20 protein-coding genes and 1 riboswitch are annotated in these 25490 nt (G+C 72.4%); of the genes, 9 read left to right on the forward strand and 11 right to left on the reverse strand.

The window, feature by feature from the left end; all coding sequences use genetic code 11:
• The first annotated feature begins 151 nt into the window (after positions 1-151).
• On the forward strand, positions 152-1732 hold the full coding sequence (guaA, locus tag WJM95_RS19635; protein ID WP_339130994.1) for a glutamine-hydrolyzing GMP synthase: 1581 nt from the start codon (positions 152-154) through the stop codon (positions 1730-1732).
• Positions 1733-1763: 31 nt separating this feature from the next.
• On the opposite strand, the gene WJM95_RS19640 is transcribed toward guaA, so the two are convergent.
• Positions 1764-2234 (reverse strand): pyridoxamine 5'-phosphate oxidase family protein, encoded by a 471-nt coding sequence (locus WJM95_RS19640; RefSeq protein ID WP_339130995.1) that lies wholly within the window; start codon positions 2232-2234, stop codon positions 1764-1766.
• Between the two features lie 155 nt (positions 2235-2389).
• On the opposite strand from WJM95_RS19640, the gene WJM95_RS19645 reads away from it, so the two are divergent.
• Positions 2390-3184: a class II aldolase/adducin family protein gene (locus tag WJM95_RS19645; protein WP_339130996.1), complete on the forward strand. Its 795-nt coding sequence runs from the start codon at positions 2390-2392 to the stop codon at positions 3182-3184.
• On the opposite strand, the gene WJM95_RS19650 is transcribed toward WJM95_RS19645, so the two are convergent.
• Positions 3177-4139, reverse strand: coding sequence for a DUF4429 domain-containing protein (locus tag WJM95_RS19650; RefSeq protein WP_339130997.1), 963 nt, complete (start codon positions 4137-4139; stop codon positions 3177-3179). The two genes, WJM95_RS19645 and WJM95_RS19650, sit on opposite strands and share 8 nt — an antisense overlap.
• 325 nt (positions 4140-4464) lie before the next feature.
• Here WJM95_RS19650 and WJM95_RS19655 point away from each other — a divergent pair, with 325 nt between their 5' ends.
• Both WJM95_RS19655 and WJM95_RS19660 read left to right on the forward strand, forming a co-directional pair.
• Complete coding sequence (locus WJM95_RS19655; RefSeq protein ID WP_339130998.1) at positions 4465-5703, forward strand: hypothetical protein; 1239 nt, start codon at positions 4465-4467, stop codon at positions 5701-5703.
• A gap of 474 nt (positions 5704-6177) precedes the next feature.
• Positions 6178-6702 carry a DoxX family protein gene (locus tag WJM95_RS19660; RefSeq protein ID WP_339130999.1) on the forward strand — a complete coding sequence of 175 codons (525 nt, stop codon included), beginning with the start codon at positions 6178-6180 and terminating at the stop codon, positions 6700-6702.
• A gap of 19 nt (positions 6703-6721) precedes the next feature.
• Here WJM95_RS19660 and WJM95_RS19665 read toward each other — a convergent pair whose 3' ends face one another.
• Together WJM95_RS19665 and WJM95_RS19670 are read right to left on the reverse strand one after the other, a co-directional pair.
• Positions 6722-6946: a hypothetical protein gene (locus tag WJM95_RS19665; protein WP_339131000.1), complete on the reverse strand. Its 225-nt coding sequence runs from the start codon at positions 6944-6946 to the stop codon at positions 6722-6724.
• Positions 6933-8315 (reverse strand): PspC domain-containing protein, encoded by a 1383-nt coding sequence (locus tag WJM95_RS19670; protein ID WP_339131001.1) that lies wholly within the window; start codon positions 8313-8315, stop codon positions 6933-6935. Before WJM95_RS19670 ends, WJM95_RS19665 begins: the two co-directional genes overlap by 14 nt.
• A 176-nt stretch (positions 8316-8491) precedes the next feature.
• On the opposite strand from WJM95_RS19670, the gene WJM95_RS19675 reads away from it, so the two are divergent.
• Together WJM95_RS19675 and WJM95_RS19680 are read left to right on the forward strand one after the other, a co-directional pair.
• Positions 8492-9781, forward strand: coding sequence for a PspC domain-containing protein (locus tag WJM95_RS19675; RefSeq protein WP_339131002.1), 1290 nt, complete (start codon positions 8492-8494; stop codon positions 9779-9781).
• Positions 9778-10521: a response regulator transcription factor gene (locus WJM95_RS19680; protein WP_339131003.1), complete on the forward strand. Its 744-nt coding sequence runs from the start codon at positions 9778-9780 to the stop codon at positions 10519-10521. The genes WJM95_RS19675 and WJM95_RS19680 overlap by 4 nt, the downstream gene beginning before the upstream one ends.
• A gap of 34 nt (positions 10522-10555) precedes the next feature.
• Here WJM95_RS19680 and WJM95_RS19685 read toward each other — a convergent pair whose 3' ends face one another.
• A complete protein-coding gene (locus tag WJM95_RS19685; protein ID WP_339131004.1) occupies positions 10556-11653 on the reverse strand; it encodes an NlpC/P60 family protein in 1098 nt (365 codons plus the stop codon).
• A 511-nt stretch (positions 11654-12164) separates the two neighbouring features.
• Between WJM95_RS19685 and WJM95_RS19690 the strand changes: the two genes are divergently transcribed.
• On the forward strand, positions 12165-12518 hold the full coding sequence (locus WJM95_RS19690; RefSeq protein ID WP_339131005.1) for a hypothetical protein: 354 nt from the start codon (positions 12165-12167) through the stop codon (positions 12516-12518).
• A gap of 67 nt (positions 12519-12585) precedes the next feature.
• Here the strand turns inward: WJM95_RS19690 and WJM95_RS19695 are convergent, their stop codons facing one another.
• Both WJM95_RS19695 and WJM95_RS19700 read right to left on the reverse strand, forming a co-directional pair.
• Complete coding sequence (locus tag WJM95_RS19695) at positions 12586-13575, reverse strand: tellurite resistance/C4-dicarboxylate transporter family protein (RefSeq protein ID WP_339131006.1); 990 nt, start codon at positions 13573-13575, stop codon at positions 12586-12588.
• A 122-nt stretch (positions 13576-13697) separates the two neighbouring features.
• Complete coding sequence (locus WJM95_RS19700) at positions 13698-14867, reverse strand: NlpC/P60 family protein (RefSeq protein WP_339131007.1); 1170 nt, start codon at positions 14865-14867, stop codon at positions 13698-13700.
• Positions 14868-14874: 7 nt separating this feature from the next.
• A riboswitch (cyclic di-AMP (ydaO/yuaA leader) is annotated at positions 14875-15045 on the reverse strand.
• 270 nt (positions 15046-15315) lie between these two features.
• Here WJM95_RS19700 and pcrA point away from each other — a divergent pair.
• Positions 15316-17802 carry a DNA helicase PcrA gene (gene pcrA / locus WJM95_RS19705; protein ID WP_339131008.1) on the forward strand — a complete coding sequence of 829 codons (2487 nt, stop codon included), beginning with the start codon at positions 15316-15318 and terminating at the stop codon, positions 17800-17802.
• 116 nt (positions 17803-17918) lie between these two features.
• Here pcrA and WJM95_RS19710 read toward each other — a convergent pair whose 3' ends face one another.
• Together WJM95_RS19710 and WJM95_RS19715 are read right to left on the reverse strand one after the other, a co-directional pair.
• Positions 17919-19535, reverse strand: coding sequence for a peptidoglycan DD-metalloendopeptidase family protein (locus WJM95_RS19710; protein ID WP_339131009.1), 1617 nt, complete (start codon positions 19533-19535; stop codon positions 17919-17921).
• 253 nt (positions 19536-19788) lie between these two features.
• A complete protein-coding gene (locus WJM95_RS19715; protein WP_339131010.1) occupies positions 19789-20652 on the reverse strand; it encodes an alpha/beta fold hydrolase in 864 nt (287 codons plus the stop codon).
• An 812-nt stretch (positions 20653-21464) separates the two neighbouring features.
• On the opposite strand from WJM95_RS19715, the gene WJM95_RS19720 reads away from it, so the two are divergent.
• On the forward strand, positions 21465-21881 hold the full coding sequence (locus WJM95_RS19720) for a cobalamin B12-binding domain-containing protein (RefSeq protein WP_037626795.1): 417 nt from the start codon (positions 21465-21467) through the stop codon (positions 21879-21881).
• A gap of 192 nt (positions 21882-22073) precedes the next feature.
• On the opposite strand, the gene WJM95_RS19725 is transcribed toward WJM95_RS19720, so the two are convergent.
• Entirely contained in the window at positions 22074-23708 is a 1635-nt protein-coding gene (locus WJM95_RS19725) for a DUF5691 domain-containing protein (RefSeq protein ID WP_339131011.1), read from the reverse strand.
• A gap of 343 nt (positions 23709-24051) precedes the next feature.
• A complete protein-coding gene (locus WJM95_RS19730) occupies positions 24052-25407 on the reverse strand; it encodes an SWIM zinc finger family protein (RefSeq protein ID WP_339131012.1) in 1356 nt (451 codons plus the stop codon).
• Positions 25408-25490 lie beyond the last annotated feature (83 nt).

Here is a 25490-nt window from a genome sequence, read left to right on the forward strand (position 1 = left end):
TGTCCGGTGGGCGCCGGGTCCGCCGGAGCCTCCGGCATCCGGGGGTGCCGGGCCCGCCGCGGCCCCCGTAACCCCGCGGGGGCCGGGCCCACCGCGGCCCCCGGTAGAATCGGCCGTACACACCCTTTTGCTCACCGCCGGAAGGCAGACCGTGCCAGAAGCGTCCCCCGCCGCCACCGACACCGTCCTGGTCGTCGACTTCGGTGCGCAGTACGCCCAGCTCATCGCCCGTCGCGTCCGTGAGGCCCGGGTCTACAGCGAGATCGTGCCGAGCACCATGCCGGTCCAGGAGATGCTCGCCAAGAACCCGGCCGCGATCATCCTGTCCGGCGGTCCCTCGTCGGTCTACGCGGAGGGCGCACCGCGCCTGGACCGCGAGATCTTCGAGGCCGGAGTCCCCGTCTTCGGCATGTGCTACGGCTTCCAGCTGATGGCCACGACCCTCGGCGGCACGGTGGACAACACCGGCGCCCGCGAGTACGGCCGTACCCCGCTGCACGTCTCGAAGTCCGGCTCCACCCTGTTCGAGGGCACCCCGGACGAGCAGCCGGTGTGGATGTCGCACGGCGACGCCTGCTCCGCCGCCCCCGAGGGCTTCACCGTCACGGCCTCCACGGACGTCGTCCCGGTCGCCGCGTTCGAGAACGACGAGAAGAAGCTCTACGGCGTCCAGTACCACCCCGAGGTCATGCACTCCACGCACGGCCAGCAGGTCCTGGAGCACTTCCTGTACCGCGGCGCGGGTCTCACCCCGTCCTGGACGACCGGCAACGTCATCGACGAGCAGGTCGCCCTGATCCGCGAGCAGGTCGGCACCAAGCGCGCCATCTGCGGGCTGTCCGGCGGCGTGGACTCCGCGGTCGCCGCGGCCCTCGTGCAGAAGGCCATCGGCTCCCAGCTCACCTGTGTGTACGTCGACCACGGTCTGATGCGCCAGGGCGAGACCGAGCAGGTCGAGAAGGACTTCGTCGCCGCGACCGGCGTGCAGCTGAAGGTCGTGGACGCGGAGGAGCGCTTCCTCACCGCGCTCAAGGGCGTCTCGGACCCCGAGGAGAAGCGGAAGATCATCGGGCGCGAGTTCATCCGCGTCTTCGAGCAGGCCCAGGCGGAGATCATCGCCGAGGCCGCCGAGGGCGAGGACGTCGCGTTCCTGGTCCAGGGCACGCTCTACCCGGACGTGGTCGAGTCCGGTGGCGGCACCGGCACCGCCAACATCAAGTCCCACCACAACGTGGGCGGCCTGCCCGAGGACCTGGAGTTCCAGCTCGTCGAACCGCTGCGCAAGCTGTTCAAGGACGAGGTCCGCATGGTCGGCCAGGAGCTCGGCCTGCCCGAGGAGATCGTCCAGCGCCAGCCGTTCCCCGGCCCCGGCCTCGGCATCCGCATCGTCGGCGAGGTGACCAAGGAGCGTCTCGACCTGCTCCGCCAGGCCGACGCCATCGCCCGCGAGGAACTCACCGCCGCCGGTCTCGACCGCGAGATCTGGCAGTGCCCGGTGGTCCTGCTCGCGGACGTGCGCAGCGTGGGCGTCCAGGGCGACGGCCGGACCTACGGCCACCCGATCGTGCTCCGCCCGGTCTCCAGCGAGGACGCCATGACGGCCGACTGGTCGCGGCTGCCGTACGAGACGCTGGCGAAGATCTCGACCCGCATCACGAACGAGGTCGCGGACGTCAACCGCGTCGTGCTCGACGTGACGAGCAAGCCCCCGGGCACCATCGAGTGGGAGTAGTCCTCCCAGGGGCGGGAGTGACCCTCCCGCCTCAGGTCCGCCTGAGCGTGCGCACCGGCACGCCGGGCTTCCAGACCTGGACGACCAGATACGTGTCGTCCTCCACGTAGGTCCGCGTGACCTCCGTCAGCTCGGTGCGGAAGAGGTGGAACGGCTCCGGCGGTTCCACCTCTTTCACGTACGCGGCCTTGGCGGGGACGCCGTCGCCCACCTCGACGGCCCGCCCGCTGATCCGTACGTCGCCGCCGCCCATGTCCGTGCCGGCCCCGGGGTTCGCCTGGAGCGCGAAACGCGGGTCGCGGCGCAGGTCGAGCACCTTGAGCGAGTCCGGCATCATGCCGAGCCACAGCTCGCCGTCGAGGAAGCGCACCTCGATGCCGCAGGTGCGGGGCGAACCGTCCTTGCGAAGGGTCGCGAGGACGTGATGGGTGAAGGCGCCGAAGCGCTGTTCGACGGTGCCGGCGAAGGCCGGTTCGGCGGTGGAGAGGGCTGCCCAGTTCATGGCACCGAGTCTGGCGCCCATACCCGACATCTCCTGTCGGGTATGGCCTGTGTTCCTCGGCGTTCCACATTTTTCTCTCACGGAACACCCCTGTTCTCCTGCGCTGACCCCGGGTAACTTCCGCTCGTACCGAACACGCCAGTGCTGGAGGACAGATGCACGGGTCCACTCCGCCGCTGCCCCGCCCGACCGACCAGCTGCGCTTCGCCATGCCGCCGATGCACGAGTCGACCGACGACGAGCGACGCCACCGCAAGGAGCGGCTGGCCGGTGCGCTGCGGCTGTTCGGACGGCTCGGCTTCGAGGACGGCGTCTCCGGGCACATCACCGCGCGCGACCCCGAGTACAGCGACTGCTTCTGGGTCAATCCCTTCGGCATGCCGTTCAAGCACGTCACCGTGGGCGACCTGGTCATGGCCAACCAGGAGGGCCAGGTGATCGAGGGCCGGTACCACGTGAACCAGGCGGCGTTCACCGTGCACTCCCAGGTCCACGCGGCCCGCCCCGACGTCGTCGCCGTCGCCCACTGCCACTCCGTGCACGGCCGCGCGCTCGCCGCCCTCGGCGACCTGCTCGACCCGATCACCCAGGAGAGCTGCGCCTTCTACGAGGACCACGCTCTGTACGACGCCTACACCGGAGTCGCCGTGGACGCCGAGGAGGGGCGCAGGATCGCGTCCGCGCTGGGCAGCCGCAAGGCGCTGGTGCTGCGCAACCACGGACTGCTGACCGTCGGGGACTCGGTGGACGCGGCGGCCTGGTGGTTCCTGTCCATGGAGCGGTCGAGCCAGGTCCAGCTCACCGCGAAGGCCGCGGGCCGGCCCGTCCTCATCGACCACAAGCTGGCGGTCGCCACCCGCGAACAGCTCGGCGGCGACCTGGTGGCGTGGATCAACTACCAGCCGCTCTGGCAGGACATCAGCCGCAGCGAGCCGGACCTTCTCAGCTAGTCCCGCGGCGGCGGCGTCCGCCGGGTTCCGTGACGGCTCCCCCAGGCGCTTCCCGGTCGGTGGGGTGCCGCTGGTGGAAACCCCGGAGGATCGCCGCCTTCGTCACGGTGAACTCCTCGTCCGTCAGGACGCCGTCACGGCGCAGCTCGCCCAACTCCCGCAGCCGGCGCAGCAGTACGTCGTGGTGGTCGGACTGCGACGGCACCAGCGGGGCCTGCCGGGGCCGTCCCGCGTCCGCCCCGGTGCGGGTGGAGGGATGCGGCAGCCGCGCCGTGACCGCCGTGGCGATCAGCGCGGTGAGCAGGTCGCGGCGGGGGCTGCCCCACAGATCGAGGGCGTACGGGTCCTTCTCCGGCGGCAGCGCGGAGCACTCCGTCCCACGCGTCGCGAAGCGCAGGAAACCGTCCCCGTGGCCGGAGTTGGGCAGCCATTCGACCCGGACCACGTCGTCCAGGTCGATGATCCGCGGCCCCGTCGCGCGTTTGACCCGGTCCGAGGTGTCCGCCCAGTCGATACGCACCCGCGTCCCGTCGAAGGAGACCGTGCCGTCGCTGGAGCGTACGGACACCGGGACCGGCGGCCCCGGAAGCAGATACGCCCCCGCCGGTTCCCTGGGAATCCGGTCGAGGAGCAGGGCGCGGCGGATCTCCTCGGCCAGGTACTCGGCGACCCCGGAAGGGTCGGTGCCGACCGACAGGCTGTAGGGGTCCGCCGCGTCGGGCAGCCGGCCCCCGGTCGCCTGGAGCAGCGGGTCGGCGCCCTCGCGCAGCCGCAGTCGCAGCCGGCCGCGCCTGCGCTCCGCCTCGTGGACGACGCCGGCCACCGCCTCCAGCGGAACGGAGATCTCCCCGTACGTCTGCCGGAACAGCGGCACGCTGCGGTGCAGTCCGGGCGTGATCCTGACCGTGCTGCCGTCGAAGGCCCAGCCGCCGTCGCGCTGGATGATCTCGGCCATGGACGAATTGTCGCAGCCGGGTCAACGGGGGAGTATTCGCTTCACCCGCGCCGAGCCGGCCTGGCGCATCGCATGGTGTTCCGTACGGCACAATTCGCTGTCGTCACAGGAGAGTTGCCGGGTGGGGGCGCGGCGGCCGGAGATTGGTGACATTTCGGCTCTACGGAGCCATTTCTGGCGCGGGAAGGCGGCAGCGGGCGTGGCGGTGCAGGAGACGGGACACGGTGCCGGGCCGGGGGGCGGCGGGTCGGGTGCCGGGTCGGGTGCCGGGCGGAGCGGTGGCCGGGGTGGCGGGGCCGGCGGGGAACCGGGCGGGGGATCGGGCGTGCACGAGGGCGGCTGTACGTGCGGGGACTGCCCGCACGGGGCGCGTACGGGGCACCGGCGCGCCGTCGCTGCGTTCCTCGCCAAACGGGACGCGCTGGCGTCCGGGCGGGGGCTGCCCGCCGGGGTGGCGCACTCCGCCTCCGCCTCACGGCAGTGGGTGTCCGACGAACTCACCCAGTCCGCGGACCTCGTCGCCGAGCGGGGCCGTCTGGAGGGCGAGGCGTGGCTCGGCCGTCTGTGGCGGTACACCGCGTACACCGTCTGGGCCGCCGTCGTCGTCCTCCTGCTCGTGCAGTCGCTCACCGCGATCGGGGCGGGCTGGACGCCGGCACGGACGGCGGGGCTGCTCGCCGCGGTTGTCCTGGCCGGACTGCTGAGCGGGGCGGCCTGGCTGCACCGGGCGCGGGGCGGGGCCCTGGCGCCGGTCATCGGTGAGGACAACCGGCTCTCCACCTCCCGCGCGGTGGCCGCCGGCTGGGTGCTGCTCGTGGTGTACGCGGTGCTCGTGCTGGTGGGACAGCTGGCGGGGGCCTCGGCTCACGGCCGCCGGGACGAACTCGTCGCCGGGCTCGAACTCGGCCGGGCCGCCGGTGTCGTGACCGTCGTCGCCGTGGTGTGCGGGGTCGCGGTGCTGGTGCGGCGGGTGGTGGGACTGCGGGTGCTGGGGCAGCGGCTCCAGAAGCTCCGCGCGGACCGGCCGCGGGCCGCGGACCTGCTGACCGACGATTCCGGGCGGGGCGCGTTCGCCGACATCCAGTACGTCGTGATCAGCGGGGTCGCTCTGGTGTTCGCGGCGGTGCGGCTGGCCAGGCGGCCGTCGCAGTTGCCCGATCTTCCGTGGGGGCTGGCTCTGCTCGTGCTGGTGTCGGCCGCGACCTATCTCGCCGGGAAGTACGCCGAGGGCGGGCGGCCGGTGATCCTCTCCGTGGTCCGGTCCCGTGAGGCGGGCGATCTGGACGCGCCGATCCGGACCGGGGACGACATCGAGATCCGGGGGGCGGGGTTCGTTGCGCCGGGGGCGCAGGGTGCGGACCGGTTGTCGCGGATGGTCGTGCGGATCGGGGCGGTGCATGTGCATGTGCCGCTGGTGCCGGTGTCCGGGGGGTTCAGCAATCCCACGGACGCGGTGCTGACGGTGCCGGTGCCGGTGGATGTGGAGCCGGGGCGGGTGGAGGTGCAGGTGGTCACGGCGGCGGGGGTCGAGACGAACCGGTACGAGATCGAGGTGACGGACTGAGGCCCGGTCTGGTCCGGGTCCAGGTTCGGTTCGGTGGGTGGGTCGGGGCCGTGCCGGTGCATCAGCCCGTCGCCGTTGGGTGAGGAGTGCACGTCGGTGGCGACGGGCATCGATGTACCGGCACGGCCCCTCGCGTTCGATTCCGGGTGCGGGTGAGATTTTCAGCCCCTCCGGCGTTTGAGGAGCGGGGGCTGGGGTGGAGCCCCGGGGGTGGTCTCTCCGCCGGTCGGCCCTTCGGGTTCCGGTTCCGGTTCCGGGGAGCGTTCAGCTCCTCTGGGGATTGAGGAGCGGGGGGGCGTGGGCGGAGCCTCGGGTTCGGGTTGGGTAGGGGCGGAGGGGGAGAAAAGACGGTTGTGGTCGGGGGAAGGGGGTCGGGGGGCGGAAAAGGGTTCCGGGGGGTGAGTCGGGGAACCGATTCGTACGTATGGTCTGTTGAGTGGTCAACGGCACGCGGGTGAGAGGTGGCGGAGAGCGATGACTCACGGTATGCGGACGGATACTCACACCCAGTATCTGGAGGAACGACGCGGCTGGCGGGAGACCGCCACGCGCTACTCCCTGCTGCCACTCCGGATCTTCCTGGGCGTCACCTTCATCTACGCCGGCCTGGACAAACTCACGAACAGCGCCTTCATGAAGGCCTCCGGCTCGGGTTCGATCGGCGACATGATGCGCACGGTGCGCGACTCCTCCGCCATCCCGGCCCTCGTGGACCTGTCCCTGAAGAGCCCCGTCGGCTTCGGCTACGCCATCGCCTTCGGCGAACTCGCCGTCGGGATCGGCACCCTGATCGGCCTGCTGGCCCGCCTCGCCGCGCTCGGCGGCGCGCTCATATCGCTCAGCCTGTGGCTGACGGTGAGCTGGGCCTCCGACCCGTACTACTACGGCAACGACCTTCCGTACCTGTTCTGCTGGACCCCGCTCCTGCTGGCCGGGGCGTCCTACTGGTCGCTGGACGCCGTGATCAGGCGACGGCGCCAGCAACGGAGCGCCTACTGACGCTCCGCGCCGCCGCTCCCTAGGAGTTCACGCCCCGCGGCCCCCGGGCCGCGCGGCGTCTGCGGACCGCGTGGTTCACGGAGGCCACGGCGCCCGCGAGGCACAGGCCGACGAAGATGATGGGGATCACGGCGAACCACGGGGTCTCCCACCAGCCGCCCGCGTCCCCGGCGTAGGCGATGCCCGCGGCGGTGAGGAAGAGGCCCGCGACCAGCTTTCCGGGCTGGAACTCATGACGCGGCACGGTCCACCTCCGCCTGGCCGACGCCGACCTGGAGGTCGAGGTCCACGGTGCCGCCCTTCTTGGCGCCCGGCGCCGGTGGCAAGGTCGCCTGTTCGTGCTTGCCCGGTTGCACGTCCACATCCTTCTTGTCGTCGCCCGGCAGCTGGATGTCCCCGACGCCCACCTCGGCGGTGAGCCGCACGGTCACGTCCTTGGGGACGATCACCCTCAGCCGGCCCGCGCCCACCTGGGCGCCGGTCTTGAGCGTCTGCCCCCCGGAGAGGTCGACCCGGCTGAGGTCGAGGGTGCCCACTCCCGTGCCCAGTTCGTATCGCGGCCGTACGTCGGCCACGGTCGCCGGGGTCCAGTTCGTCCGCACCCAGTGCGTGTCGATGTCCTTCGGCAGGGCCGCCGAGGCAGCGAGGAGCCCCGCCGTGACCACCGCGAGGAAGACCGTCCCCGCGCCCGTGCGGCCGCGCAGGGAACTCACGGCGATGCCCAGGCCGAACACGATGAGCGCCGCGGCGAGTCCGGCCTGGAGGCTGGTGCCGAGCGCCCGGTCGTGCCAGTTCAGGCCCGTCGTCAGGCCGCCCGCCAGGAGGGCGAGCAGGAAGATCCGGCCGCCGATGGGACGGGGTCCGCGCGGTCCGCGCTCGCGGTCCGCGCGGGCGTCGGGGCGTGAGGTGCCGCGGGCGATGTTGAGCGCGGCCGCCACATCGCGGTCCCGGGCCTCCACCGGGCCCCACATGTAACCGGTGCCGCCGACGTGCGAACCGTCCTTGACGATCGGGTCGCGCCACCAGGAGGGGTAGGAGTCGGGGGCGGGCGGTGCCTTCGCCTCCGGCGGGGCGTCCGCGGCGGCCTGCGCGGCCAGGGGGTCCGGGTCCGCGGCGCCGCGGTTCTGCGACCAGTACCCGGCGCCCGCCAGCAGCAGGGACAGGACGACGGCGAACGTCAGCACGCTGCCGTTCCTCAGCATGGACAGGAACACCCCGCAGCCGACCAGCGCGAACAGCACGGCGGTCAGCGCGGGGCCGTCGACCCGGCCGGTGAGCAGCTTGCGGACCTCGTTCTCCTCCTCGTCGTCGTACGGGACGAAGAGCCAGGCGAAACCGTAGAAGATGAGCCCGATGCCGCCGGTCGCGGAGAGCACCGCGAGCACGATCCGGAAGATCACCGGGTCCATGTCGCACTGCCGGCCGAGCCCTGCGCACACCCCGCCGAGCACCTTCTGCCGGCGGTCGCGCCGGAACCTGCTCGGCGCCCCGGAGGAGACGTCGGCGCCGGAGTCCGCCGGCCGTGCCGCGGCCGCTTCCCCGTGAGCGCGCGGCTCGCCGCCCGGAGCGGCGCCGGGGTCCGGCTCCGCCGCCGCGTGCTGCTGATCTGTCATGCGTCCATGGTGACGGGCGGGACGGCGCGGCGGGAGCCGGGACGACCCTGGCCGAACCCTGATATCCGCCCGGAGGGGACGCCGGGGACCGTTCGAACGCCGGTTCCCGAAGATCAGGGGAGTATCGGGGGCCGACCCTGATGCTCGGGTCCGCCGGGCGTGTGAACATCGGTGGCATGCCGGATGCCGCTGTCACGCCCGCCGACGACCCGAGGCCCCCGCGCAAGCTCTACCGCAGCAGCGACGGACGCTGGCTCGGTGGCGTGGCGCGCGGGCTCGCCGGGCATCTCGGGCTGCCCGTGGTCTGGGTGCGGCTGGTGTTCGCCGGGCTGTTCATGGCGGACGGGCTCGGCGCGCTGCTGTACGCGGCCTTCTGGTTCTTCGTGCCGCTCGGCGTCGGCGGTGTCGGCTCCGGCCGGACGCCCGCGTTCACCACCGAGACCTCGCCCGACGGCCGGCGCAGACTCGTGGCCCGCAAGCCGGACAAGGGCCAGATCGTCGCCCTTCTCCTCATGGTCGTCGTGGCGATGGTCTTCGTCGGCAACGTGAACCTCGGCGGCGGCACGAAGGCGTATCTGTGGCCGACGGTCCTCGTCGGCGCGGGCGTCGCCCTCGTCTGGCGCCAGGCGGACAACGCCCGGCGGGCCCGCTGGGCCGAGGTCGGCCGCCGCCGCCGTACGCTCACGCTGCTGCGGTCCGCGGCGGGCGTCCTGCTCGTCACCGCCGGCGTTTCCGGGATCTTCGTCCTCCAGGGTTCCGCGGCCCACCTCGGCTCGGTGCTCCAGGCGGCGCTCGCGGTCCTCGTCGGCGTCGCGCTGCTCGCCGGCCCGTATCTGATCCGGATGACCCAGGACCTCTCCGAGGAGCGCCTGATGCGCATCCGCGCGCAGGAGCGGGCCGAAGTCGCCGCCCACGTCCACGACTCGGTGCTGCACACCCTGACCCTGATCCAGCGCAACGCGGAGAACGCGAACGAGGTGCGGCGCCTCGCCCGCGCCCAGGAGCGCGATCTGCGGGCCTGGCTCTACAAACCGGAGGGCAGCGGCAAGGACGACGACGAGGGGCCCGGCACCCTCGCGGAGGCCGTCCGCGGCCATGCCGCCGAGGTCGAGGACAAGCACGGCGTGCCCATCGAGGTCGTCGTCGTGGGCGACTGCCCGCTCGACGACCGTCTGACCGCGCAGATGCAGGCGGCGAGGGAAGCGATGGTGAACGCGGCCAAGTACGGTGGCGAGGGCGGCGCCGTTCAGGTCTACGCCGAGGTCGAGGAAAGGACGGTCTTCGTGTCCGTCCGCGACCGCGGCCCCGGCTTCGACCTCGACGCGATACCCGCCGACCGCATGGGCGTCAGAGAATCGATCATCGGCCGCATGGAGCGCAACGGCGGCACGGCGCGGCTGCGCGCGGTGCCGGATGGCGGCACGGAGGTCGAGCTGGAGATGGAGAGGGCGGAGAAAACGTCATGAGCGAGACGAACGAGCCTGTGGAGTCCGGCGGTTCGGCGGCGGAGGCCCCCGCGTCCGCGGGCGACGCCCCCGAGGGCGGGCGCCGGGTGCGCGTGGTGCTCGTCGACGACCACCGCATGTTCCGTACGGGGGTCCAGGCCGAGATCGGCGAGACCGCGCGGACCGGCGTCGAGGTCGTCGGCGAGGCCGCGGACGTCGACCAGGCGGTCACGGTCATCACGGCCACCCGCCCCGAGGTAGTCCTCCTGGACGTCCACCTTCCCGGCGGCGGCGGTGTCGAAGTGCTGCGCCGCTGCGCTCCGTTGATGGCCGACGCCGAGCAGCCGGTCCGTTTTCTCGCGCTGTCCGTCTCGGACGCCGCGGAGGACGTGATCGGTGTGATCCGCGGCGGCGCCAGGGGGTACGTCACCAAGACGATCACCGGCACGGATCTGGTGGACTCGGTCTTCCGCGTCCAGGACGGCGACGCGGTCTTCTCCCCGCGCCTCGCCGGATTCGTCCTCGACGCCTTCGCCTCCACCGACGCCCCGCCCGTCGACGAGGACATGGACCGCCTCACCCAGCGCGAGCGCGAGGTCCTGCGCCTCATCGCCCGGGGGTACGCGTACAAGGAGATCGCCAAGCAGCTGTTCATCTCCGTCAAGACCGTCGAGTCGCACGTCTCGGCTGTCCTGCGCAAGCTCCAGCTCTCCAACCGCCACGAGCTGACCCGCTGGGCGACGGCGCGCCGGCTGGTCTGACCCGGCGCGCCCCACCGGTCGCATCCCGCGTCGATCACGCGACCCGGGCGGCCCCCGCGAAGGGCATCTCGCTGATCGGGGCCAGCCGCACGGGCGCCGACGGGTTCGGGGCGTGGATCATCTGGCCGTTGCCGACGTAGATGCCCACGTGTGTGACACCCGCGTAGAAGAACACCAGGTCGCCGGGCTGGAGTTGGGAGAGCGTGACCCGCTGCCCCGCGTCGATCTGCGCATAGGTCGTACGGGGCAGGGAGATGCCCGCGGAACGGTACGCGGCCTGGGCGAGCCCCGAGCAGTCGAAGGCGTCGGGGCCGGTGGCGCCCCAGACGTAGGGGCTGCCGAGCTTCGAGTAGGCGTAGGCGACGGCGGCCGCCGCGCGGGAGTTGGGCGCCGCCACCCCGGTGCCGGCCGCGGAGCCACCCGACGCGCCGGACGAGGCGACCGGCGCGGGATCGCGGGCCGCGTCGCGCGAGACGTGCTGCTGGTCGCCCGCGCCCCCGCGCTCCGCGTACTGCGTGCGCTGTTGCGGAGTGAGCCGGTCGAGCAACTGGCGTGCCGCGCCCAGCTTCTCGTTGATCGTCTTCTTCTGCCGCTTCAGCTCGGCCTGCCGCGAGGTGAGCGCGGACAGCTCGACGTGCGCCGCACCGCGCAACTGCTCCAGCTCGCGCAGCTGTTGGCGCACCCCGTCGATCTCCGCCGACTGCCGGGTGCCGACCCGCTCGGCGAACGCGGCTCCCTCCAGGTACTGGTCCGGGTGGTCGGAGAGGGCGAGCTGCACCACGGGGTCGAGACCGCCGCTGCGGTACTGCGCCGCCGCCATCGAACCCAGCGCGTCCCGGGCCGAGTTGAGCTTGTCCTCCCGGCGCGCCGCCTCGTCGCGGAGCTTGCGCAGGTTCGCCTCCGCCTGGCCGGCCTTCTCCTTGGCCCCGTCGTACTTCTGGGTGGCGGCCTCCGCCTCCACGTACAGCTTGTCGACCTGGGCCTTCACCTGGGCCGGGGAGAGCTGGGGGTCGGCGTGACCGACTCCGTCGAAGCCGGTGGCCGTCGCCGCGCCCGCGAGGGCGATGGTGGCCGCCGTGCGAGCCGTGTTTCCGCCGATCGAGCGCTGTTTGGCCTTGCGGTGCGCTGCCACGAGGGCCCACATCCTTCCGTGCGACCGCCCTTCGAGGTGCGGTCTGGCGGTGACACGTCCGGCGGCGGCTCACAGGGGGAGCGGCCGCCGCCGGACCTTCTTCGGCGGTGGTGTCCGACTGCCGTCCCTGGCCCGGACGGTGGTGGGGTGCCGGTCACCTGGTGGAGGACGCTAAACCTGCGCGTGCGCCGTTGGTAACGCTATGTACGGAACTATTGCGTTTGGATCGCGGAGTGACCGTATAGGGGTAATTTCCCGGCCGTCCGGCGCCGACTCGACGCGAGGTGATGACCGAAGCGGCGAATCCCGAGGCGTCCGTGCGATACCGGTGCTATGGGTGACGCGCGATGGTCCGGAGGAGAGGATGGGGCGACGGGGGCCGCAGGGGAGGGAGCGGCCACGGCGGGCGGAGGGGGCCGGAGGAGAAGGGGCGGCCACGGCGGACGGCGGCGGCCGGGAGAGGCGGCCCCGTCGTCAGGGGCGTGAAGGCGTGCGATTAGGCTCCGGCTCCATGGGCGTACTCATCCACCTCTTCGTCGGCCTGCACATCATCGGCATCGCCGCGCTCCTCGGCGGCTTCTTCACCCAGATGAAGGCCATGGGCAAGGGCACCGCCCGCTTCGTCCCGGCGATGCTGCACGGTGCGCTGACCATGCTGGTGACCGGAGTCGCCCTGGTCGGACTCAACCAGGCCGACGGCAACACGGTCAACACCGTCAAGATCGGCGTCAAGCTGGCCCTGCTGATCGTGATTCTCGGACTCGTCTACGTGAAGCGGGACGACGAGACGGTGGACAAGCGCCTCTTCGGTCTGGTGGGCCTGCTGACCGTCACGAACATCTTCATCGCCGTCCTGTGGACCTGAGCACCGCCCCCGGGACGGGACCTGATCGGCAGGCCTCGATCAGCGGAACCCGACCACCGGGACCCGGTCAGCGCCGTCGCTCCCGCGCGGCGGACCGGAAGGCGAGAGCGGTGACCACGGCCGCCACGAGCCACGCCGCCACCGCGATCCACAGCAGCACCTGGCCCGGCCCCTTGAGCCGGAAGACGTCGAGCGCGTCCGCGACCGCGAGGGCCGCCACCGCCGTCATCCCCATCGGGAAGACGGTCGACCACCGCCGCACGTCGCGGCGCGGGCGCGGCCACACCACCTCCGCGACGGCCAGCACGAGGTAGCAGACGAGGTCGAGCGCCAGCAGCGCGCCCGTCGTGGCGCGCAGGACGCCCTGGTCGTCGTTGTTCCACAGATACGGATTCACGTGGTGCGCCGCGACGAGTCCCGCCCCGGCCAGCGCGGAGATGCCCAGCGCGCCGGCCGCCACCCAGTGGTCCCCGGCCCCCTTCCGCACCTCCCAGGGGTCGAAGGACGCGAACGCGAGCACGTAGAGCGCGGTTCCCACCCAGAACAGCGTCATCGCGGCGTGCGCGAGCCAGTCCGAGCCAGCCTCGGTGGCGATCGCCGACCCGAGGACCGAGAGCCCTTGCGTGGCCACGCAGACGAGGAACACCTCGCCGGCCATACGGCGCCGCCAGTGCCGCAGGACGGCCAGGAGCAGGACCGGCCAGAGGACGGCCGACAGTGCGAGCAGGACCTCCGCGAGCCCCCGCCACCCCAGCACCGAGAACCGGGTGCCGAGCACGGTGGTCGCCGCGACCGCGTCGAGCCCCGCGGGCGTTCCGGCCCGTCGCGCCCACTGCTCCCGGTCGCCCAGCAGCCGGGCGAGGAAGTCCGAGGCGAGCCCGACCCAGGTGAGCGACGCGAGAACGAGCGCGATCCGGGAGAGGGTCTCGTGGCCGGTCAGATGCAGACCGATCGAGAGAATGCCGGTGGCCATGACGGCGGCCCCGGCGGCGGGTGCCCACCCCACCCACCAGGAGCGGAGCGGAATCATGTCCGTCATGTCCGGTGTGTCTGGCATGCGTCGATGCTAGGGACCCGCGGAGCGGTTGCGGGCGGGGCACGCTCGGGCGGGGGCGAAAACGCGGGGCGCGCGCGGGGACCGGTGAGCCCCGCGCGCGCCCCGCGATGCGGAGGTCCGGTCTACGCCGGGCGCACCACGCTGTGGATCGCCGACGTGCCGTCGTAGTAGATCGACTCCTCGCGGACGTACGCCCCCGGCTTCGGCGCGTGGATCATCATGCCGCCACCGATGTACAGGCCGACGTGGCTGATGTCGTCGTAGAAGAAGACGAGGTCGCCGGGCCGGGCGTCGGCGAGGGGGACCGTGGTGCCGGCGTTCACCTGGTCGTAGGTGACGCGCGGGAGGCTGACGCCCGCGGCCTTCCAGGCGGCCTGGGTCAGGCCCGAGCAGTCGTAGGAGTCGGGGCCGGTGGCGCCCCAGACGTACGGCTTGCCGATCTGGGCGCGGGCGAAGGCGAGCGCGTCGGCCGCCTTCGACGAGGAGCCCGTCGCCGTCGATCCCGTCGGCGACCCGGCCGTCGAGCCGGCGGCCGGGGTGCCCGTGCCGCTCGACGACGGCTGCGTCCGCTCGGCCTTGGCGGCGGCGGCCTGCTGCCGTGCCAGTTCCGCCGCCTTCGCCGCGGCCCGCTCCTGCTTCTTCCTCTCGATCGCCGCCAGCCGCGCCTTCTCCTCGGTGTTCAGCTTCGACAGGAGGTCGCGGGCCTCGGAGAGCTTCTGCTGCACCGCGGTCTTGGACGTCTTGAGCGCCTTCTGCGAGGCGGTCAGCGATTCGAGGTTCCGCGTGGCCTCCGCCCGCTTCCTGGTGGTGGCGGCCTGGTCGGTGATGTAGGCGTCGACGGCCGCCTTCTGGCGTTTCGTCAGACGGCTCATCAACTGGGTCTGGTCGAAGTAGTCCTGCGGGTTGTCCGCGAGCAGCAGGGTCGCCGTTCCGGGTGCGGCGGCCCCGGTCCTGTACTGCGCCGCCGCGAACGAACCCAGTTCCTCGCGCGCGGTGTTGAGCTTCTCGGTGCGCCGGGCGACGTCGTCGAGCAGGGTGTCGACGCGCTTGCGCTGCTCGGCGGTCTTCTCCCGGGTCGCGTTGTACTTGTTCGTGGCCGTCTCGGCCTGGTGGTAGAGGTCGTCGACCTTCTTCGAGACCGCTTCGATGCCGGGCCTCGGTTCGGCCGAGGGGGCCGCGGTGGCCGTCTGCGAGAGCAGGGCCACGGACGTGAGGGCCGCCGTGGCCAGGGCCGGGGTCCGTATGCCTGCGATGCGCGTACCCGTGGGACGCGCCTTGCGGTGTGACGCCAAGAGAGGCGACTCCTTCCGTCATCCGCCTGCCGAGTTAGCTGTCGGGTTCGGGCGGGTGGTTCCGGAAGGTTGCCCTACGGTCCGTGCCCCACAAGGCGGTTGGACCGATTCACCCCTTGGTCGGTGGGTCCCCGGCTCCGGCGGCCTCGCGGCGTACCGGATTCGGCGGAGGCCGCCCGGCCCGGCGATGTTCGCCGGTCGCGGTCGAGCGGCCTTGCGGCACGCTAGCCAACCGGTGTGGCCCGTGTGAAGGTTGATGGGCGATATGCCCGATACATTTTCGTGACCTGGGCCGCGCCCCGGGATCTGCGACGACGGAGTGCGGGCGTCCCCTGACTCCAAGTGTCCGGCCGGGCGCGTACGGTCATGGTGGCGCGCGTCACGACTTCCGGTGGAGTTCCCGAGGTGGCGGCGGGTTGTCAGTGGGGCGGCCTAGACTCGGAGAGCGATGAGCAGCCTCTTTGACGACAGCTTCCTGGCGGACCTCAAGCCCTCCGCGGCGCACGAGGACGAACACCCGCCGCCGCCCGAGGACGATCACGTACCGGAGCCGGTTCCGGACGATCTGTTCGGCGGGAAGTTCGACCTGCCGCCGACCCGTGACGCCTACTACCGCGACGGCGCGCCCAGGCCCGCCGTGGACCCGGCGGCCCTCCTGGACGGCCTGAACGAGAACCAGCGCGCGGCCGTGGTGCACTCCGGCTCCCCGCTGCTCATCGTGGCCGGCGCCGGCTCCGGCAAGACGCGCGTGCTCACGCACCGCATCGCCCACCTGCTCGGCGAGCGGAACGTCCACCCCGGCCAGATCCTCGCGATCACCTTCACGAACAAGGCCGCGGGCGAGATGAAGGAGCGCGTCGAGGCGCTCGTGGGCCCCCGCGCCAACGCGATGTGGGTGATGACCTTCCACAGCGCCTGCGTGCGCATCCTGCGCCGCGAGAGCAAGACGCTCGGCTTCACCTCGTCGTTCTCGATCTACGACGCCGCCGACTCCAAGCGTCTGATGGCGCTCGTCTGCCGTGATCTGGACCTCGACCCCAAGCGTTTCCCGCCGAAGTCCTTCAGCGCCAAGATCTCGAACCTGAAGAACGAGCTGATCGACGAGGAGGACTTCGCCGCCCAGGCCACCGACGGCTTCGAGAAGACCCTCGCCCAGGCCTACGCGATGTACCAGTCGAGGCTGCGCGAGGCCAACGCGCTCGACTTCGACGACCTGATCATGACCACGGTCAACCTCCTGCGCGCCTTCCCGGACGTGGCCGAGCACTACCGCCGCCGCTTCCGGCACGTCCTGGTCGACGAGTACCAGGACACCAACCACGCGCAGTACGCCCTCGTCCGCGAACTCGTGGGGACCTCCGAGCACCCCGTGGACGTACCGCCCAACGCGTACGACCTGCCTCCGGCCGAACTGTGCGTGGTGGGTGACGCGGACCAGTCGATCTACGCCTTCCGCGGCGCGACCATCCGCAACATCCTCCAGTTCGAGGAGGACTACCCGAACGCGACGACGATCCTCCTGGAGCAGAACTACCGCTCCACCCAGACGATCCTGTCCGCCGCCAACGCGGTCATCGAGCGCAACGAGTCCCGCCGCCCCAAGAACCTGTGGACCAACGCCGGCGCGGGCTCGAACATCACGGGGTACGTCGCGGACACCGAGCACGACGAGGCCCAGTTCGTCGCCGACGAGATAGACCGCCTCACCGACGCGGGCGAGGCGAGGGCCGGCGACGTCGCGGTCTTCTACCGCACGAACGCCCAGTCCCGTGTCTTCGAAGAGGTCTTCATCCGCGTCGGCCTGCCGTACAAGGTCGTCGGCGGTGTCCGCTTCTACGAGCGCAAGGAGGTCCGGGACGTCCTCGCCTACCTCAGGGTGCTGGCCAACCCCGAGGACTCCGTCCCGATGCGCCGCATCCTGAACGTGCCCAAGCGCGGCATCGGCGACCGCGCCGAGGCGATGATCGATGCCCTGTCGCAGCGCGAGAAGATCAGCTTCCCGCAGGCGCTGCGCCGCGTCGACGAGGCCTACGGCATGGCCGCGCGGTCCACCAACGCGGTCAAGCGGTTCAACACGCTCATGGAGGACCTCCGTACGATCGTCGAGTCGGGCGCGGGCCCGGCCACCGTCCTGGAGGCCGTCCTCGAACGCACCGGATATCTCGCCGAGTTGCAGGCCTCGACCGACCCGCAGGACGAGACCCGGATCGAGAACCTCCAGGAACTCGCCGCCGTGGCCCTGGAGTTCGAGCAGGAGACCGGCGAGGGCGAGACCCCGCCCGGACTCTCCGCGTTCCTGGAGCGGGTCGCGCTCGTCGCCGACTCGGACCAGATCCCGGACGAGGAGGACGGCAACGGCGTCATCACCCTGATGACCCTGCACACCGCCAAGGGCCTCGAATTCCCCGTGGTCTTCCTGACCGGCATGGAGGACGGCGTCTTCCCGCACATGCGCGCGCTCGGACAGGTCAAGGAGCTGGAGGAGGAGCGGCGCCTGGCGTACGTGGGCATCACCCGCGCCCGCGAGCGGCTCTACCTCACCCGGTCCTCGATGCGCAGCGCGTGGGGGCAGCCCTCGTACAACCCGCCCTCCCGCTTCCTGGAGGAGATCCCGGCGACCCATCTGGACTGGAAGCGCACGGGGGCGACCGCGCCCGTGCCCGCCGGTCCCGTCTCCGGTGTCGCCGCCTCCCTCTCGTCCTCGCGTGCGCGGTCCGCGGCCTCGGGTGCCTCCGGGTTCGCCACCCGCCGCGGCGTCACCGAGAAGCCGGTGGTCTCGCTGGCCGTCGGGGACCGGGTCACGCACGACCAGTTCGGTCTCGGCACCGTCGTCGGGGTGAAGGGGACGGGCGCGAACGCGGAGGCGACGGTCGACTTCGGAGAGCCCAAGCCGAAGCGGCTGCTGCTGCGGTACGCGCCGGTGGAGAAGCTGTAGTCCGCGCGAGCGGGCGCGGGATCCGATCGCGGAATCCCCGGCCGTCCGACGACGGCCGGGGGCGCGCGGTCACGCGCCGGCCGGGCGGTCGCCGACTCCCCTGACGGGGGCGGCTGTTACGTGGGGTCCAGGCCGTGGCTGCGCAGCCACGGCAGCGGGTCGATCGCCGCGCCGCCCGCCGGGCGGACCTCGAAGTGCAGGTGCGGGCCGGTCGAGTTGCCGGAGTTCCCGGAGAAGGCGATCTGGTCGCCGGCCCTGACGGTGGTGCCGGAGGGGACCTTGTACGACGAGAGGTGGCAGTACCACGTCTCGGTGCCGTCCATCGCGGTCAGGATCAGCATGTTGCCGTAGGCGCTGTTCCACTGCGTCCGCACGGTGCCGTCGGTCGCGGCCATCACCGGCGTGCCGTAGGAGACGGGGAAGTCGATGCCCGTGTGCACGGACATCCAGTTGACGCCGGCCTGGCCGAAGTAGGCGCTCAGGCCCCGCTGCGTCACGGGAAGGACGAACTTCGGACGCAGCCGCTCCTTGCGGGCCGCCTCCTCCGCCGCCTTCTTCTTCTCCGTCGCCTGCTGGGCCTTGAGGTCGATGCGTTCCTGGGTGCGGCTGGCCCGGTCGGCGAAGTCGTCCGCGCCGGCGGACAGGCTCCGGAGCTGTGAGTCCAGCTTGACGTTGGCGGCCGACGGCTTCACCGAGGTCGCGTCGGAGGCACTGACCGTCGTGTCCTTCGCGTCGCTTCCGCCGAGGCCGCCGACGCCGCCCACGGAGGCGGCGGCGATCCCCGCGACACCCATCACACAGGCCGAGGGCACCGCGACGGTCAGCAGGGCGGAACGCTTCGCGGGACTGCGGCGCCGGGAGCGGGAAGCGGCGCGGCTCGCGGGATGCCGGACCGGGGTGATCTCCTCCTGGTCCTCCAGCAGGGGCCGCTCGCGCCCCTCGTCGTACGGGTCGTGTCCGTCGCCGTGCCCGTCGTCGGCGCCGTCCGTGGCCGTGAAGTCCTCGGCCGCGTCGAACTCGTCCTCGTCTGCGGCGAGTTCACCGTGGACCGCCTGGTCGAAGGTCGCGGTCGCCTGCTGGTCGAAGGGGACCTGCTCCGCCGGGTCCGCGTACGTCATGTCGAGCTGGGTGAGGTCGTGGCCGTACGGCTCGGACTCGGCCCGCGGCTGCTCGTAGGACTCGGCCGGCGCGTGCTCGTAGGCCTGGTAGGCGTCCTGGCCCCCGGCGCCGTTCCACTGGGTGGCGTCGTACGCGCCCGTGTCCTGCGTCGGCACGGTCCACTGCTGGGTCCCGTCGAGCGGCTGGTCCGGCTGGATCCACGCGTTCGCGTCCCACTGGCCCGAGGCGTCGGGGCCCGGGTGCTGGGCGGGGATGTCGGGGTGCTGCTGGTAGCCGTCGGTCCAGGCCGCGGTGTGGTGGGCGCCGGTGTCGTAGCCCGCGTACGGGTCGTAGCCCATCGGCTGCTGGATCCCGGCGTTCCACTGCGTGGCGTCGTACGAGCCGGTGCCGGCCCCGCCCGGCATGGTGCCGAAGAGCGGGTCGCCCGCGAAGTCGGAGGTGGGGTGGACGCCCGTGTTCATGCCCGGGTCGAAAGGAGCGGCGGCGTAGTCGCCGTACGCGGTGAAGTCGCCGTACTGGGCTTCGTGCGCGCCATAGGGCCCGTAGAGCGCCGAGGAGGCGTCGGAAGCCGGAGCCGGGGGAGTCGCGATCCCCGACGGGTGACGGTCGTTCACCAACTTCTCTTTCGCCTCGACAACAGGGGCTGGCAGAGCAGTGCGGCGACTGTACCCGGCGGTATGCGGGCGCGACAATCTTCGGCAGGTTTCCCTGTCGCAGGAAACGGGCATTCGGCCGTGTTTCGGGGGAGCGCGGGCAAGGCCTTGGCCTGGCGTTCGATAAGTGTTCGAGGTTCCCGGTCCCTGGAAGGGCCGTCGGGCGGCCGTCAGCCCTCCCGACGGCCGCCCTCGGGCCGGTCCGCGGCGCTTCTCACGCCACCGTGAGGCCGCCGGTCCTGGCCACGGCACGCGGTCCCGACATCTCGATGTCCAGGGCCTGCCGGATTCCGGTCGCCACGGCCGGATGCACCGGAAGCGCGAGATGACCGACACCGCTCACCCGGACGTTCTGGGCGAGCAGGTCGGGGTGCTCGACGCAGGCCGTCTCCAGCGGGTCCATCAGATGGTCGAGGTCGCTCCAGAAGCTGACGAACTGCGTGCGGCAGCCCGGCGCGGGACCGGTCAGTTCCTCGATCACCGCGGAACCGGGGCGCATCTGGCGCACGATCGGGTGCGCGTTCATCAAGGGCGCGACGCGGGTGCCGGAGTGCGGGGTGCCGAGCGTGACGAGGGTGCGGACGTGGGTGTCGCCGCCCAGGCACTGCACGTAGTACCGCGCGATCAGCCCGCCGAGGCTGTGCCCGACGATGTCCACCCGGTCGTGGCCCGTGCGCTCGCAGATCTCCTCGATGTGCCGGCCGAGCAGCTCCGCCGCCGTCCGGATGTCGCACGTCAGCGGTGAGTAGTTCAGGGACTCCACGTGCTGCCTGCCGTGCTGCGCGAGGTTGCGGCGCAGCAGGACGAAGACGGAGCGGTTGTCGATGAAGCCGTGCAGGAGGACGACCGGGGGCTTGGACCCGGTGGGCAGATGGGCGGCGACGTCGGGCGGGGGGAGCGGGTGTCCGGTGCGGCGTTCCTGGGTGATGCCGGAGGGATACAGGAGGAGGTGCCCGGCGAGGATCGCCAGTTCCAGGGCCGTCGCCTTCAGCAGGGCCACCGAGAGCCCCGCCAGTTTCGTCGGAAACAGGCGCTGGCACAGGGGCAGAAAGGGCGACGCAGCCTCAGTGACCTTCATGGCCGACCTCCAGTCGGCACGCGGGAGGACCACTCCGTCCCCCGTGTGCCCTAGTGGAAAGCCGTGAGGTCGGTGACGGCGGCGGCCGACGGCGCGTCCGCGGTCGCTGAGACCGGTGACGCTGCGGAGTGCTCGGCCGAAGGGCGCGGAATACGACGCCGACCCCGGCTCCCCGACGGTCCGCCGTGCTGGGTGCAGCGGCCTCGTGTCGTGGCGTGGAGTCGCCCTACGTGTTCCCTCTGTCCTCTGGCCCGGCCTCGCTCCCCGCTGTCGTGCCGTCGTCCATGCGCCCCAGCACCCCGCCGTCCCGCTGACGACGCGATGGTGCGGCCACCTGGTCGCGGCTCTTCTTGCGCCTGCTCCGGCCTGGCCCGTACGCCGCAGGTCCCTGCGGCGCCGGTGCCGCGATACGGAACCGTGCGCGGCGAACTTGTCCCAGTGTGTGATTTCCCCCTCGGTCTCCACCGCGAAACTGCCGGTTGCGGGATGCTGGCGATAACGTTCGTTCACTTCCCGGGCCGAAAGGGCCCGGGACGCCTGTGCCGCTTGGCGCGATCGGCGATCCGGAGCGATCCGGTGTGGCGAGCGGAAAACTGAGCGATATGTGTCGATGGTCAGTAGTCGGCACGGTCGGTGGACACCTGTTGGTGACAACGGGTAGCCGCGAGGTATCGATCGGTATGCACCGATCGGCCACCGGCCGTGGGCGGCCGTCCGTCGGCCGCAGGTCACCGTCCGCGGTGGCCGTCGCAGGCGTGTGCCGGCAGTCCTCGTCGGTGCAGGGTTGAAGCAGTCCGTTCATGGAGGCAGTGATGGGTGTGGCAGCCGGTCCGATTCGCGTGGTGGTGGCCAAGCCGGGGCTCGACGGCCACGATCGTGGGGCCAAGGTGATCGCGCGTGCGCTGCGCGACGCCGGTATGGAGGTCATCTACACCGGTCTTCATCAGACCCCCGAGCAGATCGTCGACACCGCGATCCAGGAGGACGCCGACGCGATCGGTCTGTCCATCCTGTCCGGTGCCCACAACACGCTCTTCGCGGCCGTCATCGCCCTCCTCAAGGAGCGCGAGGCCGAGGACATCAAGGTCTTCGGCGGCGGCATCATCCCCGAGGCGGACATCGCCCCCCTCAAGGAGAAGGGCGTCGCGGAGATCTTCACCCCGGGCGCGACGACGGTGTCGATCGTGGACTGGGTCCGCGCGAACGTCAGGCAGCCGGCCGGCGCCTGACCCCTCGGACGCCCGCGCCGTCCGGCGTGATCGCGCGGGCTTCGGCCACCCGCGACCGCCGGACGCGCAGGGCCCTCATGCCCCGGGGGCGCAATCCGGGGCCGGCCGGGAGCGCGGAATGCCCTGGTGCGGGCCGGGCGGGATGCGGTCCGGTCGCGAACGGCGGGAAGGCGTGGGGCCGCGGGCGAGTGGTCATGGCGCCGTGAGTTCGGCGGACATGGTCGCTCTCAGCCGCAGGGTCGTCACGAGCCGCTGAAACGCCTCGGCCCAGTAGTCACCGGACCCCGGCGCCGCGTGCTCCGACTCGTCGGGGACCGAGGTGAGACCTTCGAGGCGCCCGGCCTCCGCGGGGTCCAGACAGCGCTCGGCCAGCCCCATCACCCCGCTGAAGCTCCACGGGTAGCTTCCCGCGTCCCGCGCGATGTCGAGCGCGTCGACGACCGCCCGACCCAGACTCCCCGACCACGGCACCGCGCACACCCCGAGCAGCTGGAACGCCTCGGACAGCCCGTGCGTACCGATGAACCCGGCCACCCACTCGGCCCGTTCCCCGGCACCCAGGGTGGCGAGCAGCTTGGCCCGCTCGGCCAGTGACACGGCCCCCGGACCCCCGGCCTCCGGAGCGGAGGGCGATCCGAGGAGCGCCCTCGACCACGCCGGATCGCGCTGCCGCACCGCCGCCCGGCACCACGCCGCGTGCAGCTCCGCGTGCCAGCCGTCCGCCACGGCCAAGGCCACCACCTCTTCCGGCGAACGCCCCCCGAGGCGCTCCCGCCAGGCCCCGAGCGGTGCCGCCTCGACCAACTGGCCCAGCCACCAGGACCGTTCGCCCCGGCCGGCCGGGGGCTTGGCGACCACCCCGTCCCGCTCCATCGCCGCGTCGCACTCGTGCGGAGCCTCGACCGTGATCACCGGTGTCCCCTGCGTATGGTCCACGGCCACACAGGTGACGGCCCTGGCCGCCATCCTCGCGGCGAGCGCGGACCCCGGCAGGGCGGACAGCAGCTCGGCCGCCGTGGCCCGTACGTTGCGGCTGCGGTCGGCCAGGGCCCGTTCGAGGAACGCCTCGTCCTCGGCGCACAGCCCGGAGCGCAGCAGGTCGAGGAACATCAGCCGGTCCTCGGCCCGCTCCGTCGCCCAGGTCGCGACCAGCAACTCCCGCCCGGCGGAAGGATCCTTGGCCCGGACCGCCGCAAGCAGCGCGACCCGCTCCGCGAACAGGCCCTCCTGCCAGAGCCGTTGTATGTGATCGGCCTCCCGCGGCAGCGCGGTCGAACCTCCCGGCGAGGAACGCAGAGCGAACCGCCACTCCGGATTCAGCCGGGCCAGCCACAGGGCGCGCGGTCCGGCGAAGGCGAGCGCCGCGGGCCGCAGGTCGGTGCGCCCCCGGGCCGCGTCGAGGAGCGCGGGAAGTGTCTGCGGGGGAGCGCCGAATCCGCGGGAGTTCGCCAGCGCCAGCCACTGGGGCAGCAGTTCCATGAGGTCCGGTGCCGCGCCCCTGCGACCGCCGCCGCCCGCGCCGGGGCGGTCCGCCAGCAGCGTCGCCAGCCGCCGGGCCGCGGCGGCCGGCAGCGCGGGGCGCGGGTCCGGCGCCGCGGGCTCGGGCCGGGCCGCCGCCCGCGCCGGCCGGACTCCGGCCCGTCGCCGTACGGTCTCCACGGCGGCCGCGTCCAGCAGCGCCACCGGAGCCTGGCGCCCGGTGTGCTGTTCCGGGAGCGTCCGCCGGTCGGTACCGAGGAGCGCCACGGTGACGAGTTCCTCCCAGGAACCGCCGGCGGGCGTGCCGGCCTGGGCCGGGGTCGCGGCCGGGGTCGAGGTCGGGTTCATGAGCGTCCTTTCTGCGCGGAGGGCGGGGGGTTCAGGGCCGGTCGGTCGTCGGGTCGCGACGGCCGACGCGAGCGGGGCGCGGTTGGCGTCCGGCACCCGGCCCGCGTGGCCGGGGTGACGGGAGGGGCGAACATGCCGGGTGTGGTGGGCGGGTTGGGGGCGGCAAGGGCGCCGGGTGCGGTGGGTGTGTCGGCGGCGGCAAGGGCGCCGGGTGCGGTGAGCGTGTCGGGTGCAGTGGGTGCAGTGGGTGCAGTGGGTGCAGTGGGTGGAGCGGGTGGAGCGGGTGGAGCGGATGGAGCGGGTGCGGCCGGTGCAGCCGGTGCGGCGGGGGTGGTGGCCGCTGTCAGCACAGCGGCACCGCCTCGCCCTTGCCCTCCGGCCACGCCGTCAGGGGAGTGAAGCCGCGGTGTCCGCACTCTCCGAAGACCGTGACCGGTGCGCCGCCGGACAGGGCGACCAGTCGCCACAGTTCGGGGCGCGACAGCGCGGAAGGACTGAGCGGAAGGGCCAACTCGCCGTCCAGGTCGGCAAGTTGCCACAAGTCGCCGTCCGGCGTCGGCACGACCCGGTCCAGAGTGACCGGACAGGAGTCCAGCCAGGGATCGTCGCGCAGGGCCTCCCCGTAACGGGCGGCGGCCTGGGCCGTGGTCAGCCCGGTCGGCCGTATCGCCGAGGGTGCCGGGGCGCTGAACCGCTCGCCCAGCGCCGACCGCAGTTGGCCGGATCCCGGGTACCCGGACAGGTCCGCCTCGAAGGACAGCCCCACCGGCAGCGCCAGTTCGGGTGCCCGGCCCGCCGCGCCGTAGGAGAGAAGCAGGGCCGTGCGGCCCGACCCGGCGCCGTACAGCCAGATCCTGCGGGTCGTGAGCCGGGCGTCCGCCGTGTCGTACTGGGCGAGGACCAGCCAGCTGTCCCGCAGCGGCGGGCCGTCCGCCGAGCCGGGCAGTCCGACGCGGGAGCGGACCGTCGCGGCCACGCCGTCCGGCAGCCGCTCGCGCCGCAGCCAGCCCTGGTCGAGAAGATGCAGCAGCGCGCACTCCTCCAGGAGCCGCACGGGCCAGCCCGGCCCCGACGACGGGATCGCCCCCAACTCCCTTACGCGCGCGGCCAGACCAGGGGCCTGCGCGTCGACCATCCGGGCCGCCGTCTCCTCCCACATGCCGTACCCGGCGCGCTCGGCGGAGGCGAGGCCGCCGCGCAGCAGGTCCGCCAGCCGCTGCTCCAACTCGGCCGCCCCCGCGGTGATCCGCTCGGCCCGCCGCTCCGCCCTGCGCCGCGCCGCCTCGGGATCACCCGTCGAGGAAGCTCCAGATCCCCCGCCCTCCGCGCGCCTGACCTCCGCGCGCCTGCGTCTTCCCTCCAGCCACTCGGCGGCCCAGTCCGGAGCCTGCCCGGACTCCACCGCCCCGTCCGCGCCCGCCCAGAGCAGCAGCAGTCCCAGCGCGTGCTTGCACGGGAACTTCCGGCTCGGACAACTGCACTTGTAAGCCGGACCCGCCGAGTCCGCGATGTCGACGACCGTCTGATACGGCTTGCTGCCACTTCCCCTGCACAGTCCCCATACCGTCCCCTCCTCGGTGGTGCCCGCCTGCGACCACGGTCCGGCCGCGCCGAGCTTGCTCCCCGCCTTGCGTGACGCGGCGTCAGGTGCCAGTGCCAGCACCTGATCCGCCGTCCAGCGCACCGCCTGCTGTGTCATGGGATCGAAGGTAGGTCCCGCCACTGACAATCGACCTCCGCAAGCGTGTTTGCGCAGGTCAGAGTGCATTGTCAGTGGCGTGG

It is taken from the genome of Streptomyces sp. f51, assembly GCF_037940415.1.
Classification (GTDB): domain Bacteria; phylum Actinomycetota; class Actinomycetes; order Streptomycetales; family Streptomycetaceae; genus Streptomyces.

Bases quoted from the DNA above. Each gene is read 5' to 3' on its own strand.
- WJM95_RS19640 (WP_339130995.1), bottom strand. From the start codon at position 2,234: ATGAACTGGGCAGCCCTCTCCACCGCCGAACCGGCCTTCGCCGGCACC.
- WJM95_RS19645 (WP_339130996.1), top strand. From the start codon at position 2,390: ATGCACGGGTCCACTCCGCCGCTGCCCCGCCCGACCGACCAGCTGCGC.
- WJM95_RS19650 (WP_339130997.1), bottom strand. From the start codon at position 4,139: ATGGCCGAGATCATCCAGCGCGACGGCGGCTGGGCCTTCGACGGCAGC.
- WJM95_RS19660 (WP_339130999.1), top strand. From the start codon at position 6,178: ATGACTCACGGTATGCGGACGGATACTCACACCCAGTATCTGGAGGAA.
- WJM95_RS19670 (WP_339131001.1), bottom strand. From the start codon at position 8,315: ATGACAGATCAGCAGCACGCGGCGGCGGAGCCGGACCCCGGCGCCGCT.
- WJM95_RS19675 (WP_339131002.1), top strand. From the start codon at position 8,492: ATGCCGGATGCCGCTGTCACGCCCGCCGACGACCCGAGGCCCCCGCGC.
- WJM95_RS19680 (WP_339131003.1), top strand. From the start codon at position 9,778: ATGAGCGAGACGAACGAGCCTGTGGAGTCCGGCGGTTCGGCGGCGGAG.
- WJM95_RS19690 (WP_339131005.1), top strand. From the start codon at position 12,165: ATGGGCGTACTCATCCACCTCTTCGTCGGCCTGCACATCATCGGCATC.
- WJM95_RS19695 (WP_339131006.1), bottom strand. From the start codon at position 13,575: ATGCCAGACACACCGGACATGACGGACATGATTCCGCTCCGCTCCTGG.
- pcrA (WP_339131008.1), top strand. From the start codon at position 15,316: ATGAGCAGCCTCTTTGACGACAGCTTCCTGGCGGACCTCAAGCCCTCC.
- WJM95_RS19715 (WP_339131010.1), bottom strand. From the start codon at position 20,652: ATGAAGGTCACTGAGGCTGCGTCGCCCTTTCTGCCCCTGTGCCAGCGC.
- WJM95_RS19720 (WP_037626795.1), top strand. From the start codon at position 21,465: ATGGGTGTGGCAGCCGGTCCGATTCGCGTGGTGGTGGCCAAGCCGGGG.
- WJM95_RS19725 (WP_339131011.1), bottom strand. From the start codon at position 23,708: ATGAACCCGACCTCGACCCCGGCCGCGACCCCGGCCCAGGCCGGCACG.
- WJM95_RS19730 (WP_339131012.1), bottom strand. From the start codon at position 25,407: ATGACACAGCAGGCGGTGCGCTGGACGGCGGATCAGGTGCTGGCACTG.